This window comes from Flavobacterium notoginsengisoli (genome assembly GCF_042686225.1).
In the GTDB taxonomy this organism is placed as follows: Bacteria; Bacteroidota; Bacteroidia; order Flavobacteriales; family Flavobacteriaceae; genus Flavobacterium; species Flavobacterium notoginsengisoli.
The window spans coordinates 72,212-93,324 of sequence record NZ_JBHUOT010000007.1; the positions used below are offsets into that span (position 1 = coordinate 72,212).

Genomic DNA, 21,113 nt, shown 5'->3' on the forward strand with positions numbered 1-21,113 from the left:
TCATATGAAATTTAAATATATAGGATTTTTTATTGCCCTTTTGTGTACTACGGTATCCTTTGGACAAATAAAAATAAAAGGTACTGTAAAGGATAAAGCCAATGTGCCGATTCCGGGTGTGAATGTATTGGTAAAAGGAACATCATCATCGGCAGCAACTGATTTTGATGGGAATTATGTACTGAATGTTCCAAATAAAAATGCGCAGATCGAATTTACTTTTGTTGGTTTTACTACTAAAGTAGAAACGATTGGAGATAAAACAGAACTTAATGTAATACTGGAAGAATCTAGTCAGGCATTAGATGAGATAGTTGTAGTAGGTTATGCTGCAGTAAAAAAGAGTGATGTAACAAGTTCTATTTCTTCTGTAAAAGGAAAAGAATTACAAACCATGACAGTAGGTAACGTAGCAGAATCATTACAGGGGAAAGTTTCCGGAGTCCAGGTAACGGGGGCCGGAGGCCCGGGAGCTCAACCCAGAGTTTTAATTCGTGGTATTTCGACTTTAAACTTAAATACTGATCCGCTTTATGTGGTAGACGGAATTCCAATGGGAACCAGTATTAATTTCTTAAGCAACAATGAAATTGAATCTATGGAGGTCTTAAAAGATGCTTCAGCAAGTGCTATTTATGGTTCTCGTGCTTCAAACGGAGTTATTTTGATTACCACTAAAAAAGGAAAAGTAGGTAAAACGAGATTTAATTTCGATTTAAGTTCTGGTATGCAGATCATGAATAATCCTTACAATATGGCCGATGCCGAAGGTTATGCTTCGATTATGAATACAGCTTACAATAATTCAGGATATTCGGATTATCTTCCAAATCCATCTCAATACAGAGGAAAAACTACCGATTGGTGGAAAGCCGGAATTAGAAGAGGAACAGCCGTAACTAATGCTTCTTTAGGTTTATCTGGAGGTTCCGATAAACATACGTATGCTATCAGTTTAAACTACTACAATTCTGATTCTATGTACGGAGTAGGCGGATGGGAAAGAATAACAATGAGAATCGCTAATGATTTCAAGTTCTCTGATAAATTTTCGGCAGGAATCACTTTAAACCCACGTTACGAAACTTGGGGAGCTCCAGGAAACTGGGCAGATTTTGATAAAATTGATCCAATTACACCAATTTACAAACCAGCCGATCAGTTAAATGGTACAGAAAACGAATATAGTATTTATGCGAGATCTCCTTCGTATGTATGGAATCCGGTTGCATCAGTTAATAGATATGATGATTATACAGATCAGTACAATTTAAACACAAACGGCTATTTACAATACGAGCCAATCAAAGGTTTGGTAATTCGTACACAAGCATCTGTTGAGGCAGGAAATAAAGTTAGAAATGCATTTACTCCTGATTTTGTAATCGATGCAGCGCACGAAAAACAAGAAATCAATAAGGTTGAGAAATGGAATACTACAAATGTAGATTGGACCTGGCAGAATACAATTACCTATTCTAAAACATTTGCAGAAAAACACAATGCTTCTTTAATGATTGGTAACACTATGGAAGAATATAACGGAAATGATCTTTGGGGATATGGAGAAGGTGTTCCTAATAATTCTGATTCCATGAGAGAGATTAATGCCGCAACTAAAAACAAAGATAGTAAAGGGAATAGCTGGTCTAACTCATTAATGTCTTATATTTCTCGTTTTTCTTATAACTACGATGGGAAATACTATTTCACAGGAACATTTAGACGTGACGGTTCTTCTAAATTCATGACCAATAATAAATGGGCTAATTTCCCTTCAGCATCGGTTTCCTGGAGAATTTTAAACGAAGGTTTTATGGAATCTGCAAAAGATGTTGTAAGCGACCTTAGATTAAGAGCAGGATGGGGTAAAGTTGGGAATCAAGGTTTACCAGATGCCGTGTATCAATCTAATATCGGACAAGGTTATTATGTAATTGGTGGTGAAGTTGTGGATACTGCTTTTCCTTCTTCAATGGCAAATAAAGACATTAAATGGGAAACCGTAGAAGATATGAGTTTTGGACTTGATTTCGGATTTTGGAAAAACAAAATATCGGGTTCTTTGGAATACTACAGAAAACAGACTCACGATATGTTGTTCTTAAAACAATTTCCAACTTACAGCGGATTTCCTGATAATTCTAGAATGTGGACAAACATTGGTTCTATGCAGTCAAGCGGTATTGATTTGTTACTTTCTTATAAAAATAAAAAAGGAGATTTCTCGTATGGCGTTGATGTAACTTTTACAACAGTAAATGTCGAAATGTTGAATCTTTCTGCGGATGGAGAGAGACTGTATGGCTCAAACAACAGAACATTAACGATAAAAGGTGATGAACCAGGATATTTCTACGGATATGTAGCTGATGGAATATTCCAAAACCAAACTCAATTGAATTCTCATACCGATGAACACGGAACTAAATTACAACCGTATGCGCAAGTGGGAGATATTCGTTTTAAAGATGTAAATGGAGACGGAAAAATTGATGATAAAGACAGAACAAAAATTGGTTCTCCTTGGGCAGATTACAATATTGGTTTAAACTTAAATTTTGCGTACAAAAATTTCGATTTAGTAGCGAATTTCTACTCTAGTATTGGAAACGATATTGTGAATACTAATATTTCAGATTTATACAACGGTGCAAGTTTAACTAATAAGGTGAGCGGATTAGAGCAAATGGCTTGGCATGGAGAAGGAACGTCTAATTCTATTCCGCGTTTATCGAAAGATGACAACAACGAAAACTTTACAAAATTCTCTTCTTTATATGTTGAAGATGGTTCATTTGTTCGTATGAAAAACCTGCAATTAGGATATTCTTTCTACAACAAATTCGGATTGGATAAATTGAGAATTTCATTGTCAGGACAAAATTTATGGACATGGACAAACTACACAGGAGTTGATCCGGAAGTAGGTGCAGGAGATCCTGATAAAGGAGACAGAGTAAAAGGTTCAGGTTTCGGAGGATGGAATTATCCAGTGCAACCAACAATCTTGATGGGACTTAATGTTGCATTTTAATTAAAAAAATCATGAAAAAAATAATAGTATCAATAATAGCTTTTTCATTATTAACTGTTTCTTGCAGTGATTTTATTGAAAAAGAACAAAGAGGAACGCAGACGTTAGAAAACTATTTTAAAACGGCACAAGAATGCGAAAATTATGCTAACGAATTAACACAGCGTTTGTTATTAGCAAAAGAATGGTGGGTGCTAACTGCGCCAAGAGTAACCAATGAAATGTCAACAGATGACGCTTGGATGGGAAACACAGGACAAGATAATAGTGCTCACAGACCTGCTTCACAATACATCATCACTCCTGATAATATGGGTGATATGAACGGTATTTATACAGCACATTTTTACACGATTGAATCGGCTAATATTGGTTTAGAAAAAATGGCTTTGTCACCAATAACAGAAGCACAGAAAAATCAGTATATGGGAGAATCTTTATTCGTACGTGCCTATTGCTATTACGAATTAGTCAATCTTTTTGGTGGAGTTCCGTTGTACACAAAATCTTTAGGAACAGCAGATTTAACATTAGAAAGAAGTTCTGCTGCAGATGTTTATGCACAAATTGAAGCCGATCTTAAAGATGCAGCTGCAAAACTAGAAAGCGCTCCGGTAAATAAAGATGGTAGAATCAACAAATGGGCGGCTTATGCTTTATTGGCACGTGTATCTTTGTTTCAGGAAAAATGGGCCGAAGCAAAAACGTATTCAAACAAAGTAATTACAGAAGGTCCTTTCCAATTAGAAACAGATTTCTTAAATATTTGGAATGTAAACAACCATAACGGTGTGGAATCTATTTTAGAAGCACAATCTTCTTCAGTTCAAAATAGAGATTTAGGAGCTGCATTGCCAACTTTATCAGGAGCAAGGGGAGAAGACAAAAAGAATTTCCCAAGTAATGATGCTGCAGATGTTCTGGACGGATGGGGATGGTGTATGCCAACAAGTGATTTGGAAAATGCTTATTTATCTGAAAATGATGTGATCCGTCGTAGAAGCACCATTACAAAATGGGGAGAAGCGGCTTATGGGGATGAGGTTTTAAATCCAACTCATAAATTCAGTTTAAACGATAATAAATCAGGACGTATCTGCCGTAAATATTATATTCCAATTGCAACACGTCGTTCATTAGATAAAAAAGATGCGCACTTGCCTTTAAATATTCCGTTGATTCGTTTGGCTGAAATGTATTTAACAAGAGCAGAAGCGAATTATCATACTGGCGGAGATGCTTTAGCAGATATCAATATTGTGAGAGCACGTGTAAAATTAGATCCAAAAACAGGAATTTCAGGACCAACGCTTTTAAGACAAATCTACAAAGAACGTCGTTTAGAATTGGCTTTTGAAGGATTACGTTTGTTTGATATTCGTCGTGAAAAAGATCCAACGACAGGAAGACCGGTTATAGAATCATTGATGGGACCAAACGGAACTTTTGTCCAGTACAATTTGAATTCTACAGATCCGTACGAAACCACGAACCTGAGAGAACCTCAGGATAAAGGAATCAATTTTAACCCGGCAAAACACTTGTTGTGGCCTATTCCACAATTAGAAATTGATTTGAGTGGTAATGTCATCAAACAAAATCCTGGATACTAATATGAAGTTAAATAATCAAAATAAAGTAGGTCTGTTATGTGCAGGCTTACTTTTCGCAAGTTCTCTTTTTGTAAGTTGTGATTCTGAAAAATCTGAAAATTCAGGTTCAGAAAATGCTGTAACAGAATTGAAGGTAAGTTTGGATATGAATCTTCAAACGATGGAAAGTTTTGGAGCTTCAGATGCCTGGCAGTGTAATTTTATTGGAAAAAACTGGCCAACAGATAAAAGAAATAAAATAGCCGATTTATTGTTTAGCCAAGGTTTAGATGCTGACGGAAATCCAAAAGGTATCGGATTGTCGTTATGGCGTTTTAATATTGGAGCAGGAAGTGCCGAACAAGGTGATGCCAGCGATATTACTGATGAGTGGAGAAGATCGGAATGTTTTACGACTAACGGAATTACTTATGATATGAGTAAACAAGCCGGACAGGTTTGGTTTATGAAAGCAGCAAGAGAACGTGGTGTTGATAAATTATTAGCTTTTGCCAACAGTGCTCCGGTTTATTTAACTCAAAACGGAAAAGCGCATGCTTCTATCAAAGAGTTTTATAATTTAAAAGACGGTAAAATGCCAGATCTAGCTGATTTTTGGGCTACGTCTTTAGACAAATTAAAAACAGAACACGGTTTAACAATCGATTATGTAAGTCCGTTTAATGAACCACAATATGAATGGGATGGTTCCGGACAAGAAGGTTCGCCGGCAACCAACACTAATATTTACAGTTTTGTAAACATCTTATCTCCAAAATTGCAGGCCAAAAACTTAGAGGCTAAAATTGTAGTGGGAGAAGCAGGAGCTTACGAGCCTTTGTACAAAACCGTTTCAGGAAAAGAAAGCAGATCAAACCAGATTGATTATTTTTTTGCGGCGAATTCTTCTAAAAAAATCACAGGTTTAAGCAACGTAAAGAAAACTATTTCAGGACACAGTTATTGGCAGGCCTGGCCATTAAGCACCCTTATTTCGTCAAGACAGGAAGCGGCATCAAGAATCCAGTCGGTTGGTGGAGTTAGTCTTTGGTCATCAGAATATTGTGTTTTAGAAAGTCCAGGAACAGCTGAACTTCCAGGTGGAGCAGGAGCAGGAAGAGATTTAGGAATGTCATTAGCACTTTGGACAGCTCGTATTGTCAGCACTGATATTGCTGTTGGAGGTGTTACTTCTTGGCAATGGTGGACAGCAATCAGCCGTGGAGACTACAAAGATGGTCTGATTCATGTAGATGATGGTGCAAGCAACGGAGCCGGAAATGCAGATTATTGTAAAAATGATGGATACATCAGAGATTCTAAAACGCTTTGGGCATTAGGAAACTTTTCATTCTTCGTAAAACCGGGAATGGTTAGAGTTCAAATTCCAAGTATTGATAATACAACAGAATTAAATAATGTAATGGTTACGGCTTATAAAGATGTAGCCAACAAAAAATTAGTTGTGGTTGCAGTTAACATCAGCAAATCGGCGAAAGCCTATAAATTGAATCTTGCAGGAGGAACTGTAACCGATAATAAATTAACACCTTATATTACTTCTGAAGCCTTAAGTTTGAAAAAAGGAACTGCGGTTGATGTTTCTGGTTTTGAAATTCCTGCCAGATCAGTTGTGACTTATGTAGGAACATATAAATAAGATGCTGTCCCGATAGATATAGGGGCTGAGTCACTAAGATACTAAGGTTTTTAGCACAAGCTTTGTCAAAGTTTAAAACTTTGACAAAGTTATTCAACACAATCTTGTCATCCTGACGAAGGAAGGATCACACAAGAAACTCGACAAAGATTGGCGACTTGCTTTACGGAATTCCTAGTGTGATTCCTCGTTCCTCGGAATGACAAATTAGACGATAAAAAAAACGTCAATAAGATAAAAAAAAGAATAAATGAGAAAAGTATATCTCTCGCTTTTATTGGTAATCAGTTCGCTGTCTTTTGCACAGCGAACGGTTACTATCAGCACAGATAAGGTAGTACAAACCATGGACGGTTTTGGAGGCTCAGATGCCTGGCGAACACAGTTTGTGGGTAAAAACTGGCCGGAACAGAAAAAAAATGCCATTGCAGATTTACTGTTCAGTAAAGAAATCGATGCAAACGGAAATCCAAAAGGAATCGGACTTTCGATCTGGCGATTTAATCTGGGAGCCGGAAGTACGGAACAAGGTGAAAACAGCAAAGTTTCTGATGAATGGAGAAGAAGTGAATGTTTTCTAAATGCTGATGGGAGTTATGATTTTTCTAAACAAGAGGGGCAAAGATGGTTTTTGCAGGCAGCTAAAAAACGTGGAGTTGAAAAGTTTTTGATTTTTACCAACAGCCCTCCGGTTTATATGACGAATAATGGATTGTCTTTTGCTTCTCAAAAGAATAAACTGAATCTAAAAGATGGTGCAATTCCAAAATTTGCCGATTTCTTAGTTCAAAGTATTCAGGGATTGGAGAAAAAAGAAGGAATCAAATTCGATTATGTGAGTCCAATAAATGAACCGCAGTGGGAATGGATGCCAAAACAAGGTGATACCAACAGTCAGGAAGGAACGCCGGCAACGAATCAGGAAATTTATGATTTAACCAAATCTCTTTCTGAAAAGCTGTTAGCAAAAAAAATGAATACTGAAATTGTAATTGCGGAAGCGGCACAAATAGACTATTTGTATGAAAATGTAAATGCAGAAAATCGTGACAATCAGATTGATTTTTTCTTCGGAAAGACCAAAACCAATGTAACTAAATTTCCGAATGTTAAAAATGTAATCCTAGGACACAGTTATTTTACAACATGGCCAATTGAAAGACAAGTTTTAAGCCGTAAATTAATTGCAGCAGAGGTAAAACAAAAACCAGGATTAAAATACTGGCAGTCGGAATACTGTATTTTAGAAAATCCAGGAGAAGCTGAAATTCCTGGAGGCTCGGGAGGTGGAAGAGATTTAGGAATGCAGACTGCTTTGTTTGTAGCGCGATTAATCCATAATGATATTGCGGTTGCCAATGCAGCTTCATGGCAATGGTGGACTTCGATTACAAGAGTAGATTACAAAGACGGTTTAATCTATCTGGATGACGGAAAAAGCAACGGAGGAACTGAGCCCAATTATGTGAAAAATGATGGCGAATTTCACGATTCAAAACTGCTTTGGACATTAGGAAATTATTCGCTTTTTGTTCGTCCGGGAATGCAGAGAATTGATATTCCAAACCAAAAAGAATTAGATGCAGCAAATGATGTAATGCTAACCGCTTACAAGGATATTCAAAACAAAAAACTGATAGTAGTAGCAGTAAACTGTGGAAAAGAGACTCAGAAATACAAATTCGATTTATCAAAAGGAACTTTAAAAAACAATGAGTTCACTCCTTATATAACTTCTGATAATTTAAATTTAAAAAGAGGAAATACACAGAAAATTAATAATTTAGAGATTCCTGCAAAGTCGGTAGTGACGTTTGTGGGAGAATTTGAGTAAGTGAGCAGGTTTTTAGTATTCAGTCGCAGTCGCAGTTTTCAGTCCAGCAACTGTATACTGAGACTGCGACTGATAACTAATTCGAAAATGCAAGAAAAATAAATTAACTAAAAAATAAAAATATAGTGTTAAGTAAGAAAACTTTAATCCCTGTTTTACTCTTTTCATGTCTGTCTGCGAGCAGTCAGATTTCGTTTGGAGATTCAAAGAAAATTAATGACAACTGGAAATTCAATCTTCAGGATGTTTCCGATGCAAAAAATGCCAATTTTGATGATGCTAAATGGCAGAACGTAAATGTACCGCACGATTGGAGCGTAAAAGGACAATTGAGTCCAACGTTGGCAAGCTGTCAAGGATACTTGCCGGGCGGTATTGCTTGGTACAGAAAATCAATTAATATTCCGCAGAGCAAATCTGGCGAAAAAGTGTATTTGTACTTTGAGGGAGTTTACAACAGAAGTGAAGTTTTCATCAACGGAAAATCATTAGGAAAGCGTCCCAATGGTTATATTTCTTTTGCGTATGATGCAACGCAGTTTGTGAAATTTGGTGGAGAAAATACGATTTCCGTTCGTGTTGACCACAGCCAGAGTGCAGATTCAAGATGGTACACAGGTTCTGGAATTTATAGAAATGTGTGGGTAGTTTATGCTAATCCGGTTCATATTGCACAATGGGGAGTTTATGCTTATCCGGAAGTGAAAAAAGGAGCAGGAACCTTGAATGTTGAGGTAGATGTAGAAAATGGTTCTGCTTCCAAATCATCTTTAACTGTTGTAAATGAATTGTTTTCAAAAGATGGAAAATCAGTTGGAAAAACAACTTCTAAAGTTGAAGTTGCAGCCAATCAAAACGGAAAAGTTTCGGCTAAAATCAATGTTAAGAATCCACAGTTATGGGATTTAGATAATCCGAATTTGTACCAGTTAAAAACAACCGTTTTACAAGACGGAAAAGAAATCGATAAAACGGTAACACAAACAGGTTTCAGAAATTTCACTTTCGATCCAAACAATGGTTTTGCTCTTAACGGAAAGTGGATGAAAATGAAGGGAGTTTGTTTGCATCACGATGCCGGAGTTTTAGGCTCAGCGGTTCCAAGAGAAGTTTGGAAAACAAGATTACAAACCTTGAAGGAAATTGGTGTAAATGCCATCAGAACAAGTCATAATCCGCAGGCACCAGATTTTTATGAACTTTGCGACGAATTAGGATTATTAGTTTTAAACGAAGCGTATGACGAATGGGAATTTCCAAAACGTAAATGGTTAGAAGGCTGGAATTATGGAACTCCAGGTTTTGAAGGTTCATTTGATATTTTCGCAGAGTATGCTGAAAAAGACCTTGAGGATTTTGTGCGTCGTGATAGAAATCATCTTTCTGTATTTGCGTGGAGTATTGGTAACGAAGTAGATTATCCAAACGATCCGTATTCGCATCCTGTTTTGGATAAAGGAAAAGACGGTTTCGGACAAGCAGCTTATGGCGGTTATAAACCAGATGCACCAGATGCCATGCGACTTGGAGCTATCGCAAAACGTTTGGTGGCAGCAGTTAAAAAATACGATAAATCGCGTCCAACAACAGCTGGTTTAGCAGGAGTTGCCATGTCTAATGAAACAGAATACCCAGGCGCTTTAGACATTACAGGATACAATTATACAGAAAGTAAATATCAGTCAGATCACGCTAAATATCCGAAAAGAGTAATCTACGGAAGTGAAAATGTTCATGATATGGAACCTTGGTTAGCAGTAAAAAATAACAAACATATTTTCGGGCAATTCCTTTGGACTGGTATCGATTATTTAGGAGAATCTGGAAGATGGCCTTCAAGAGGATTTTACTCTGGATTAGTTGATTTTGCAGGAGTAATTAAACCGAGAGGATATTTCCGTCAGTCTTTATGGTCAGATAAACCAATGGCTTATTTAGGAACTTATCCTTTAGTAAATGAAAAAGATGTTTCTAAAGATGCATGGGCAATCTGGAATTACGAAAACGGACAAAAAATCCGTGTAGTTTGTTATACCAATGCGGCAAAAGCTCGTTTAGAATTGAACGGAAAAGTGGTTGGAGAAACTAAATTATACGACGAAAAAACAGGAATTATATATTGGGATATTCCATTTGCTTCAGGGAAATTAGAGGTAGTTGGTTTAGATAAAAGCGATAAAGAAGTGAGCCGTTATGCAATCAATTCAACACAACAGCCAGTTGAATTAACGATTGCAGAGAAAAACATCACAATTAGTAAAGACAAAGGAGTAGCTAAAATCATGGTTCAGGTTAAAGACCAAAACGAACTTCCGGTAATGCTTTCAGACAATGAAGTTACGTGTACAATTACTGGCCCAGGAACATTATTAGGATTAGAAGCAGGAAACAACAGCGATATGACTGATTATACTGATAATGTGCAGAGAGTTTTCCACGGACATATTGCGGCTTATATTCAGGCAAAAGGAGATTCGACAGAACCTATCAAAGTTAAATTTACAAGTCAATGGCTAAAACCAGTTGAAGTTACGATTAATGTAAAATAAAAATGTTCCATCGGAACATCTCATCGGTAGAAAAATGTTCCAACGGGACATTTCATTGGTAAAAAAATGTCCCGTTGGATTATAATATCATTGATAACAAATTGATAAATGTCCCATTTGGGACATTTTGTCCATAAAAACGTTTATAATGAAAGCAATAAGAAAGATTCTAATTTGTAGTTTTGTATTAAATTTTTTTCTTCTAAAAGCGCAAGATCTTGTGTCTCCAAATAAGAACATTAAAATAGAATTAATAACTGCCAAAGACAGAACGGATAAGGTTTATTTTAAGATATTGTGTAAAAACAAAGAAACCTTTACTGAAGTTTTGCCACAATCCCAACTAGGAATTGTACAGAAAAAGGAACGTTTTGATAATCTCGCATTCGTAGGAGAATCCAAAATTGTTGAGATTCACGATGATTACCAAATGATCTGCGGAAAACGTAAACATTGTGAAAACTTCGGAAATCAAAAAACATTTAGTTTTAAGAATAAAAACAATCAAAAGCTTGAAATAGTTTTTCGGGCTTATAATAATGGAGTTGCTTTCCAGTATGTATTTCCTAACTCATCAGAAAAGAATATTAATATTTCCGAAGAAGTTACGACATACGTTATACCAGACGGTACTTCCAGATGGATACAGCCTTTTGAAGTTTCTTATGAAGGATTCTATCCTCAAAGTCAAACTGGATTGAGTGAAGATAAAAATAATAATTGGGGTTTTCCTGCGCTTTATAAGGTAAACGAAGCTCCAATTTGGGTGCTTATTTCTGAGGCAGGAATTACAGAAAACCACTGTGCCTCAATGTTGAATAATAGCGGAATGCAATCGGAATATAAAGTAACTTATCCCACAGGAAGAGATAATTTTCAGCAGATTGGAGTCATTGCCAAAGTGCCTTGGAGTTCTCCTTGGCATACATTTGCGATTGGAAGTTTATCTGATATTACAGAGTCGAATTTAGTTACAGATGTTAGTCAGCCAAATCAATTAAAGGATATTGATTGGATTAAACCAGGAGCTGTTTCATGGATCTATTGGGCTTATAATCACGGATCAAAAGATTACCAAAAAGTAGTGGAATATGTTGATTTAGCTGTAGAAATGAAATGGCCGTATGTGTTGATAGACTGGGAATGGGATGTAATGGCTAATGGAGGAAATTTAGAAGCTGCAGCCAAATATGCTAAAAGCAAAGGAATCAAACCGCTTATCTGGTACAACTCCGGAACAAGCTGGTTGGAACCTACTCCTGTAGACAGATTGCTTACCGCAGAAAAACGAAAAAAAGAATTCGAATGGCTGAATAAAATTGGAATTCACGGAATAAAAGTTGACTTTTTTGCTGGAGATCAACAAGATATGATGAAGTATTATATTGACATTTTAAAAGATGCTGCAAAATTTCATTTAATAGTTAACTTTCATGGAGCTACAATTCCGCGTGGCTGGGCAAGAACGTATCCAAACCTTATGACGACAGAAGCTGTTTATGGTGCAGAATGGTATAATAATAAACCAATTTTAACCAATAAAGCGGCAGTTCATAATACTACGCTTCCGTTTACACGTAACGTAGTGGGTTCAATGGATTATACGCCTGTGACATTTTCGGATAGCCAGCATCCTCATATAACAACTTATGGACATGAATTGGCTTTGTCAGTAGTTTTTGAATCGGGATTGCAGCATTTTGCAGACCGTCCTTCAGCCTATTATAATCTGCCAAAGGAACCAAAAGAATTTTTGAAAAATTTCCCAACCGCTTGGGATGATACCAAATTGATTGATGGCTATCCGGGAGAAAAAGTAATTATAGCCAGAAAGAAAAATGATGTTTGGTATATCGGGGGATTAAACGGAAAAGATACGGCTCAAACTTTAACCCTTGATTTTTATTTTCTTGATGGGAATGCCTATAATTTGGAACTGATTTCAGATGGAAAAGATGATAAATCTTTCACAACTAAAGTTCTTCAAATAAAAAAAGGTCAAAAAATTACTGTTGATTGTCTGCCTGGAGGAGGATTTGCCGGTTTGATCAAATTGGCAAAATAACCTTACAATAGAAATTCAAATTGGAAGAATTTCACAAGTAAATCTCTAATTGACAGAAAACTATAATCGTTATTAAAAAAAGTTCATTACTTTTAAAGTGTGAAAATTACACATAAACCATTTATAATGAAAAAAACTAACTTACTAGCCATGATGGTAGGAACCTTTTTCCTATCAATTGTATCTACTGCACAAACCAAACCATTTCAAAAAGAAGAATTTAAACAATGGGCTCAGACGCCTCCAATGGGTTGGAACAGCTGGGATTGTTACGGTCCGACTGTTGAAGAACACGAAGTAAAAGCCAACGCAGATTATATGGCAAAAGAGCTGAAGAAATTTGGCTGGGAATATGTCGTTGTGGATATTCGATGGTTTGTCGAAAATGACAAAGCAGGTGGATACAATCAAACGGATCCACGTTATGTGATCGATCAGTACGGAAGATATCTTCCTGCTGTAAACCGATTTCCTTCAGCGAAAGATGGACAAGGTTTTAAACCTTTAGCCGATTATATTCATAAAAAAGGATTGAAATTTGGAATTCACATTATGCGCGGTATTCCGAAAAAAGCGGTTGAAGATAAAATGCCGATTAAAGGTGCAAAAGGGATTACAGCAGATCAGATCTATTCAACAGCGTTGCAATGCGAATGGTTGAGAGACAATTATACCGTTGTTGCGGATAAACCGGGAGCTCAGGAATATTATAATTCTATTTTCGAATTGTACGCACAATGGGGAGTAGACTTTATTAAAATTGATGATTTATCGAGACCGTATCACGAAGGTGAAATCAATTTAATTAGAAATGCTATAGACAATTGCGGACGCAAGATTGTATTAAGCACGTCGCCAGGAGAAACACCAATTTCTGCGGCACAGCACGTAAGTACACATGCTAACATGTGGCGTATGGTTGATGATGTTTGGGATACTTGGCCTCATATCACGCATTTGATGGATGTGGCTCAAAAATGGTATCCATACATTGCACCGGGAACTTGGCCGGATTGTGATATGATTCCGTTAGGACGTATTTCGATTAGAGGAGAACGTGGCAACGACAGAATGACCCGTTTAACAAAAGACGAACAATATACTTTAATTACATTTTTCAATATCTTCAAATCGCCATTGTTTTTTGGTGGGGATTTACCAAGCAATGATGCTTTCACTTTATCATTATTGACGAATAAAGAAGTTGTAAAAATGCATAACGAAAGCACTTCTGTAAAACAACTTTTCCAGAAAGACGGAAAAATTGCAGTGACTTCAAAAAATGCAAAAGACGGAAGTGTTTATTTGGCGCTATTCAATATTTCAGATAAAGACTCAGAGAAAGTATCTGTAAATCTTTCAGAGCTTGGAATTTCAGGTACAGCTGAAGTTTTAAATATGTGGACAGGCGAAAAATCTAAAACAACTTCAAAAGAAATTGGAGCCGATTTAAAACCGCATAGTTCAGTTCTGTATCAATTAAAAAGCAAAAAATAATGAAAAGGTTTTTGCTTGATAGTAGTTTAAAACTGATTCTATCTTTTCTTATTATTTTTGGAATATCTGGATTTAACATCAAAACAAATGATAAAAATCCAGATAAAGTGTATTTGTTTGCTTATTCTACTGTAAAAAATAATGGAAAAAACGGACTTCATTTTGCGTGGAGTACAGATCAGAAAAATTGGTTTGCAATTGGTCCAGAATTCAGTTTTCTAAAATCAGATTTTGGAAGCTGGGGACCAACGGGCAAGAGTATGTCAGAAGCTTTTTTAGTTAAAGATAATGCTGGAATTTTTCACTGTTTTTGGAGTGTTAGGGATAATGTTTTTGCGCATTCAGAAAGCAAAGACTTGATCAATTGGGGAAGACAAAATTATATTCAGGGAATGAAAAATTTTGTTGGAAAAGGCGAAGATAAATCGGTAATTCTAAATGTTCAGGTAAGTCAAAAAGAAGGGCAATATCTGGTTCACTTTAGCGAAAGCGGGAAAAATTATTACACTGCCACAAAAGACTTTCAAAATTATACGCCAACTGTAATTGATGCTAATGTTTCTACATTAAAATTAAGAAGTGAAATCAAAATTCAAGGCGAAGTTTTACAAGGAACGATACATCAGGTTAATTGGAGTTTGGTTGACAACATGATTAAAAACATGGAATCGGTTAAGTTTAGAGATAAGCAGAATAATACTTCTCCTAAAAGTGATAGTCTGTTATTTTTGGGTTTAAAACCTGTTAAAGCCGAAATTAAAATAAACAATCAGGATTCAAAAAAAATAAGCAATATGCTTACAGGTGTTTTCTTTGAAGACATCAATTATGCAGCAGATGGCGGTTTATACGGAGAATTGATTCAGAATCGTGATTTCGAATATTCACTTCATGATAAAAAAGGAAGAGACGAGAAATGGAATGCTTCAATGGCTTGGAGCGGTGATTTTAAAATTGAAAAAGAGAATCCAATTCATGTTAACAATCCCAATTATGCCGTAATCAAAAACGGAAATATCACGAATTCAGGTTTTGACGGAATTGCTCTTAAAGCGAATGAAAAGTACGATTTTAGTGTTTTTGCCAAAGGAACAAAAGCAGTTGTAAGTCTAAAATCGGCAAGCGGAGAAACTTTAGCGGAAGCGGCATTTTCCCCTTCAAATTCATGGAAGAAATTCAATCTGGTTTTAAAACCTTCTAAAACAGTAAATGATGCTCATTTAGAAATTAGTACCAATGGAGAAACTGCTGTTGATATGGTTTCGCTTTTTCCACAGAAAACATTTAAAAATCGTAAAAACGGATTACGTTTAGACTTAGCTGAAGCAATTGCAGACATGCACCCAAAATTCGTTCGTTTTCCAGGCGGTTGCGTGGCGCATGGAGATGGACTGCATAATATTTACAAATGGAAAAACACCATTGGCCCGCTTGAAAGCCGAATTGGATCTCGAAATATCTGGGGATATCATCAATCAATGGGATTGGGGTATTTTGAGTATTTTCAGTTTTGCGAGGATCTTGGTGCAGCACCTGTTCCAGTTTTAGCAGCGGGAGTACCTTGTCAAAATTCATCTGATGGAGGTTCTGGACAGCAATTTGGAATTCCGATGGAAGATATGGACGAATATGTGCAGGATGTTTTGGATTTAATTGAATATGCTAACGGAAGTGTCAATACCGTTTGGGGTAAAAAACGTGCTGAAGCGGGACATCCAAAACCTTTCAATCTAAAATATGTCGGGATTGGAAATGAAGATTTAATCAGTGATGTTTTTGAAGAACGTTATCGAATGATCGTAAAAGCAGTACAGCAAAAATATCCTGAGATTATAATTATCGGTACTGTCGGGCCATTTTTTGAAGGAACAGATTATAGAGAAGGATGGAGAATTGCCGATGATTTGAAACTGCCACTTGTTGATGAACATTATTACCAATCTCCGGGCTGGTTTATCAATAATCAGGATTTTTATGATAGCTATGATCGTTCTAAATCTAAAGTCTATCTGGGAGAATATGCTTCGTGGGGCAATAAGTTTTATAATGCATTAGCCGAGGCATTGTATCTTACAGGTGTTGAACGAAATGGAGATGTGGTTTCAATGGCTTCTTATGCGCCGTTAATAGCAAGAGAAAAACATACGCAATGGAATCCAGATCTCATATATTTTAATGGAAATGAAGTAAAACCGACGGTAAATTATTTCGTTCAAAAGCTTTACGGTCAGAATCCTGGCGATATCTATTTGGAGAGAAGTATAAAAGCTTCGGATAATGCTGAGGTTAATAAACGCATTGGAGTATCTGTTGTTAAAGAAAGTATTTCGGGAGATTTGATTATAAAATTGGTTAATGTGCTTCCAGTTGCGGTTACGCCATCAATTGAAATCGCTAATTTGACTACAAACGAAAACGCGAGTTATACGGTATTAGCGGGAAATCCAGAAAAAACAGATGCTAGACCCATAACTCAAAATGTTACTGTTAAAGAAGCATTTTCAAAAGAATTACCGCCATATTCTTTTACTGTGATTCGTATTAAAACCAAAAAATAAACTGTTGTATTATTTTCGAAAATAGAACGGTATTAAACTTTTTATAAAATGAAAAAATTAAAATATAGTCTTGTAGTCTTGTTATTAATTTCAACTTTTTTACAAGCACAAGATAAAGCAAAAGGAATTCCGCCTGCAGTGGCAGAGAAAGATTTAACAGCTTATTTATTCGTATATTTTATTGGAAATAAAGTCGAAGAAGAAGCCGTTAATTATGCCGTAAGTCAAGATGGATACCATTATTACAGCATTAATGGAAACAAACCTGTTATAGACAGTAAAACAATAAGTTCTACAGGAGGTGTTCGCGATCCGCATATATTACGTGGAGATGATGGCAAAACATTTTATATGGTTTTGACTGATATGACTTCTTCAAAAGGCTGGGACAGCAACCGCGCTATGGTTTTACTAAAAAGTACCGATTTGGTTAACTGGAAAAGCAGTATTGTAAATATTCAGACTACATTTCCAGGAAACGCAAACCTAAAAAGAGTTTGGGCACCGCAGACTATTTATGATGCTAAGGCAGGAAAATATATGATTTATTTCAGTATGCAGCATGCTGGTGGTCCTGATAAAATTTATTACGCTTATGCGAACAAAGATTTTACAGCTTTAGAAAGTGAGCCGAAATTATTGTTTGTTCCGAAATCTGGAAGAGCTTGTATTGATGGAGATATTATAGAAAAAGACGGAGTTTATCATCTTTTTTATAAAACCGAAACAGAAAAGTCAGGCATAAAAGTAGCCACTACAACAGATTTAACTTCTGGAAAATGGATAGAAAACGACAATTATCTACAGCAGACCAAAGATGGAGTGGAGGGATCAAGTGTTTTTAAACTAAACAATTCTGATGAATATATCTTGATGTATGATGTTTATACAAAAGGAAGATATCAATTTACGAAAACCAAAGATTTAGAAAACTTTACGGTTATTGATAACGATATTTCAATGGATTTTAATCCGCGTCACGGAACTATTCTGCCAATCACACGTTCTGAATTAAAAAGAATTACAGACAAATGGGGAACTCCTGAAAAATTTCCAAAAGTAAATCACAATCCCGTTTTAGAAGGCTATTATGCCGATCCTGAAATCTTGTATTCAAATAAAACAAAGAAATATTATATCTATCCAACAAGCGATGGATTTGACAGTTGGTCTGGTTATTATTTTAAAACGTTTTCATCAGATAATTTAGTAGATTGGAAAGACGAAGGCGTAATTCTTGATCTTAAAAAAGATGTTCCTTGGGGAAATAGAAATGCCTGGGCGCCTTGTATTGTGGAGAAAAAGATAAAAGGAAAGTATCAATATTTCTATTATTTTACTGCTGCTCAAAAGGTGGGAGTAGCGGTTTCAGACAATCCGACAGGTCCTTTTAAAGACAGTGGAAAAGCACTTATATCCGAAAGACCTCAGGAAATAAAAGACGGACAGGAAATAGATCCTGATGTGTTTACAGATCCTAAAACAGGCAAAAGTTATTTGTACTGGGGAAATATGTATATGGCTGTAGCCGAATTAAATCCGGATATGGTCTCGTTAAAGCCAAATACACAAAAAATCATAGCAGTAAATAATTCTTTCCGTGAAGGAACTTATGTGATTTACAGAAACGGAAAATATTATTTCTTTTGGAGTGAAGACGATACCAGAAGTCCTAAATACAAAGTGAGATATGGGATTTCAAATTCTCCAACTGGGCCGTTAGAAATTCCAGAAAATAATATTGTTATTCAAGGCAAGACGGAAGAAGGAATTTATGCAACAGGGCACAATTCGGTATTACAAATTCCAAACAAAGATGAATGGTATATGGTTTATCATAGATTCTCATATCCAACCGGAATAAAAATGGGTAATGCAGGAGGTTTTCATCGTGAAGTATGTATAGATAAATTAGAGTTTAATGCTGATGGAACTATTAAACAGGTTGTTCCAACTCATAAAGGAATAGAAAGTTTAAAATAAGTTTTTTAATAGCTCAGAATTCAAAGCCAATTTCTACTCAGAAATTGGCTTTTTTTGTCTAAATACCTCTGTGCAAGTTTTTTAGTAATAATAAATTTCTAAATGTTTGATTATTAGTAGTTTATTTTTGTTTAAATTTACAAATCAAAAATAAACGGATTATATTTTTATCAAGTTTCATATCTGCACCAATTTTCCTTTTAGTATTACCTGCCATCTAAAATCAGTGTATTAGGAATACAATTGCCCCCTTATCAATTATTTTTTTCGTTTTACTTATCAAATAAATTGCTTTGGCAATTTTGATTTGTCTTTTGTTTAAACATTAGTTTTTTCAGAATTCTGCTCAGTCAAAGTAGTCAAGAGTTTATTTCTCTGTTTTTTTATTTCTGTTATAATTTAAAATTGTTAATACTAATAATTCAATCTTATGAAGAATAAATTACTTAGCATATTTATATTTTTAGGGAGTTTCACTATTTATTCTCAAGTTGGAATAGGTACACCAATGCCTAATGCTTCTTCTCAATTAGAAATTACTGCAAGCAATAGAGGGGTTTTAATTCCCAGAATAAGTTTAACCAGTTCTACAGATGCTTCAACAATTACAAACGGAAATGTAAATAGTTTACTTGTATTTAATACTGCAACAGTTTCAGATATAAAAGCGGGGTATTACTATTGGTTTGATAATAAATGGAATAGAATTGTGATATCTGGAGAAACAGCGGTTCCTGCCGGATCTGTTATTTATAACCCGGTTACTCAGACTTTTTTATACATAGATAATTCGGGAAACTCTCAAATAATTGATTTTAGTTCTATCGTTAAAGCTAATGAAACTGTAACAACTCAAATTCAAAATACAGCGACAGGAGCAATAACTTATACAAACGAAGCAGGAAATTCAACTACCTCTCAAGTTGTAAGTGCTAATGCGGGGAATTTACTTAAGGTAGGAATTGATGGTGGTGCAATGTTAGATGTTTCTTCAATTCCGGTTGGATCTACGACTGTTTCTAATGCTTCAACTGCGAATATTTCCACAGTTACAGTAAATGGAGTAACCAGTTTGGGCGCACCAATTGTGAATTTAAACGAAACTTTTTTATCAGGAACCAGTTTGACTACCACTGTAAACGGAGTTTCAAGTACGGCTTTAGATTTAGTTCCGATCCTTACTTCAGGAACAACCAACACTTTAGGTTTGGCAGGAAATACATTGACATCAAATGTAAATGGAGTTTCGTCAACATCAAATACAGTCAGCGGAGTTTCCAATGCATCAACAGGAAATACAGCAACAGTGACTGTGAACGGAATTACAAGTATAGGCGCACCGATTGTCAATTTAAATGAAACTTCTTTATCAGGAACAAATTTGACTACCACTGTAAACGGAGTTTCAAGCACGGCTTTGGATTTAAGTCCAATTTTAGCTTCAGGCACAACCAATACTTTAGGTTTGGCAGGAAATACATTGACTTCAAATGTAAATGGAGTTTCATCAATATCAAATACAGTCAGCGGAGTTTCCAATGCATCAACAGGAAATACAGTAACAGTGACTGTGAACGGAATTACAAGTACAGGCGCACCGATTGTGAATTTAAATGAAACATCATTATCAGGAACCAGTTTGACTACGACTGTAAACGGAGTTTCAAGCACGGCTTTGGATTTAGCTCCGATCCTTACTTCAGGCACAACTAATACTTTAGGTTTGGTAGGAAATACATTGACTTCAAATGTAAATGGAGTTTCGTCAACATCAAATACAGTCAGCGGAGTTTCCAATGCATCGACAGGAAATACAGCAACAGTTACGGTAAACGGAATTACAAGTACAGGCGCACCGATTGTGAATTTAAACGAAACTTCTTTATCAGGAACAAGTTTGACTACAACAGTAAACGGGGTTGCTAGCACAGCTTTGGATTTAGCTCCAGCAATTTCGGCATCGCAGACGGTTACCGATTTAGTTCAGACTGCAAGTACTGGAGTTATTACGTATACCAATGAAAGCGGAACTAATCAGACCGCGAATGTAACAAGTACAAATACAGGCAATATTTTAACCGTTGGAACTGACGGAGGTTCTTTATTAACGCCAACATCGCTTTCAAATGCAACTTCTGTTTCAAATTCATCGACTGGAAATACAGCAACTGTGACCGTGAATGGACAAACAAGTACAGGCGCACCAATTGTGAATTTAAATGAAACATCATTATCAGGAACAAGTTTGACTACCACTGTAAACGGAGTTTCAAGTACGGCTTTAGATTTAAGTCCAATTTTAGCTTCAGGCACAACCAATACTTTAGGTTTGGTAGAA

10 protein-coding genes are annotated in these 21,113 nt (G+C 35.9%); all 10 read left to right on the forward strand.

The window, feature by feature from the left end; translation table 11 throughout:
- Positions 1 to 4: 4 nt before the first annotated feature.
- Positions 5 to 3,037, forward strand: coding sequence for a SusC/RagA family TonB-linked outer membrane protein (locus ACFS3A_RS16385; RefSeq protein WP_379826637.1), 3,033 nt, complete (start codon positions 5 to 7; stop codon positions 3,035 to 3,037).
- A gap of 11 nt (positions 3,038 to 3,048) precedes the next feature.
- Positions 3,049 to 4,650, forward strand: a complete 1,602-nt coding sequence (locus tag ACFS3A_RS16390) for a RagB/SusD family nutrient uptake outer membrane protein (protein WP_379826638.1) — start codon at positions 3,049 to 3,051, stop codon at positions 4,648 to 4,650.
- Position 4,651: 1 nt separating this feature from the next.
- A complete protein-coding gene (locus tag ACFS3A_RS16395) occupies positions 4,652 to 6,289 on the forward strand; it encodes a glycoside hydrolase (RefSeq protein ID WP_379826639.1) in 1,638 nt (545 codons plus the stop codon).
- Between the two features lie 250 nt (positions 6,290 to 6,539).
- Entirely contained in the window at positions 6,540 to 8,123 is a 1,584-nt protein-coding gene (locus ACFS3A_RS16400) for a glycoside hydrolase (RefSeq protein ID WP_379826640.1), read from the forward strand.
- 125 nt (positions 8,124 to 8,248) lie between these two features.
- A complete protein-coding gene (locus ACFS3A_RS16405; protein ID WP_379826642.1) occupies positions 8,249 to 10,672 on the forward strand; it encodes a sugar-binding domain-containing protein in 2,424 nt (807 codons plus the stop codon).
- Between the two features lie 148 nt (positions 10,673 to 10,820).
- Complete coding sequence (locus tag ACFS3A_RS16410; protein WP_379826643.1) at positions 10,821 to 12,737, forward strand: glycoside hydrolase family 97 protein; 1,917 nt, start codon at positions 10,821 to 10,823, stop codon at positions 12,735 to 12,737.
- Positions 12,738 to 12,863: 126 nt separating this feature from the next.
- A complete protein-coding gene (locus ACFS3A_RS16415; RefSeq protein ID WP_379826644.1) occupies positions 12,864 to 14,234 on the forward strand; it encodes a glycoside hydrolase family 27 protein in 1,371 nt (456 codons plus the stop codon).
- Positions 14,234 to 16,792 carry an alpha-L-arabinofuranosidase C-terminal domain-containing protein gene (locus ACFS3A_RS16420; RefSeq protein WP_379826645.1) on the forward strand — a complete coding sequence of 853 codons (2,559 nt, stop codon included), beginning with the start codon at positions 14,234 to 14,236 and terminating at the stop codon, positions 16,790 to 16,792. The genes ACFS3A_RS16415 and ACFS3A_RS16420 overlap by 1 nt, the downstream gene beginning before the upstream one ends.
- A gap of 48 nt (positions 16,793 to 16,840) precedes the next feature.
- Complete coding sequence (locus ACFS3A_RS16425; protein ID WP_379826646.1) at positions 16,841 to 18,775, forward strand: family 43 glycosylhydrolase; 1,935 nt, start codon at positions 16,841 to 16,843, stop codon at positions 18,773 to 18,775.
- A gap of 430 nt (positions 18,776 to 19,205) precedes the next feature.
- The coding region (locus ACFS3A_RS16430) for a beta strand repeat-containing protein (protein WP_379826647.1) at positions 19,206 to 21,113 on the forward strand (1,908 nt) is incomplete at its 3' end.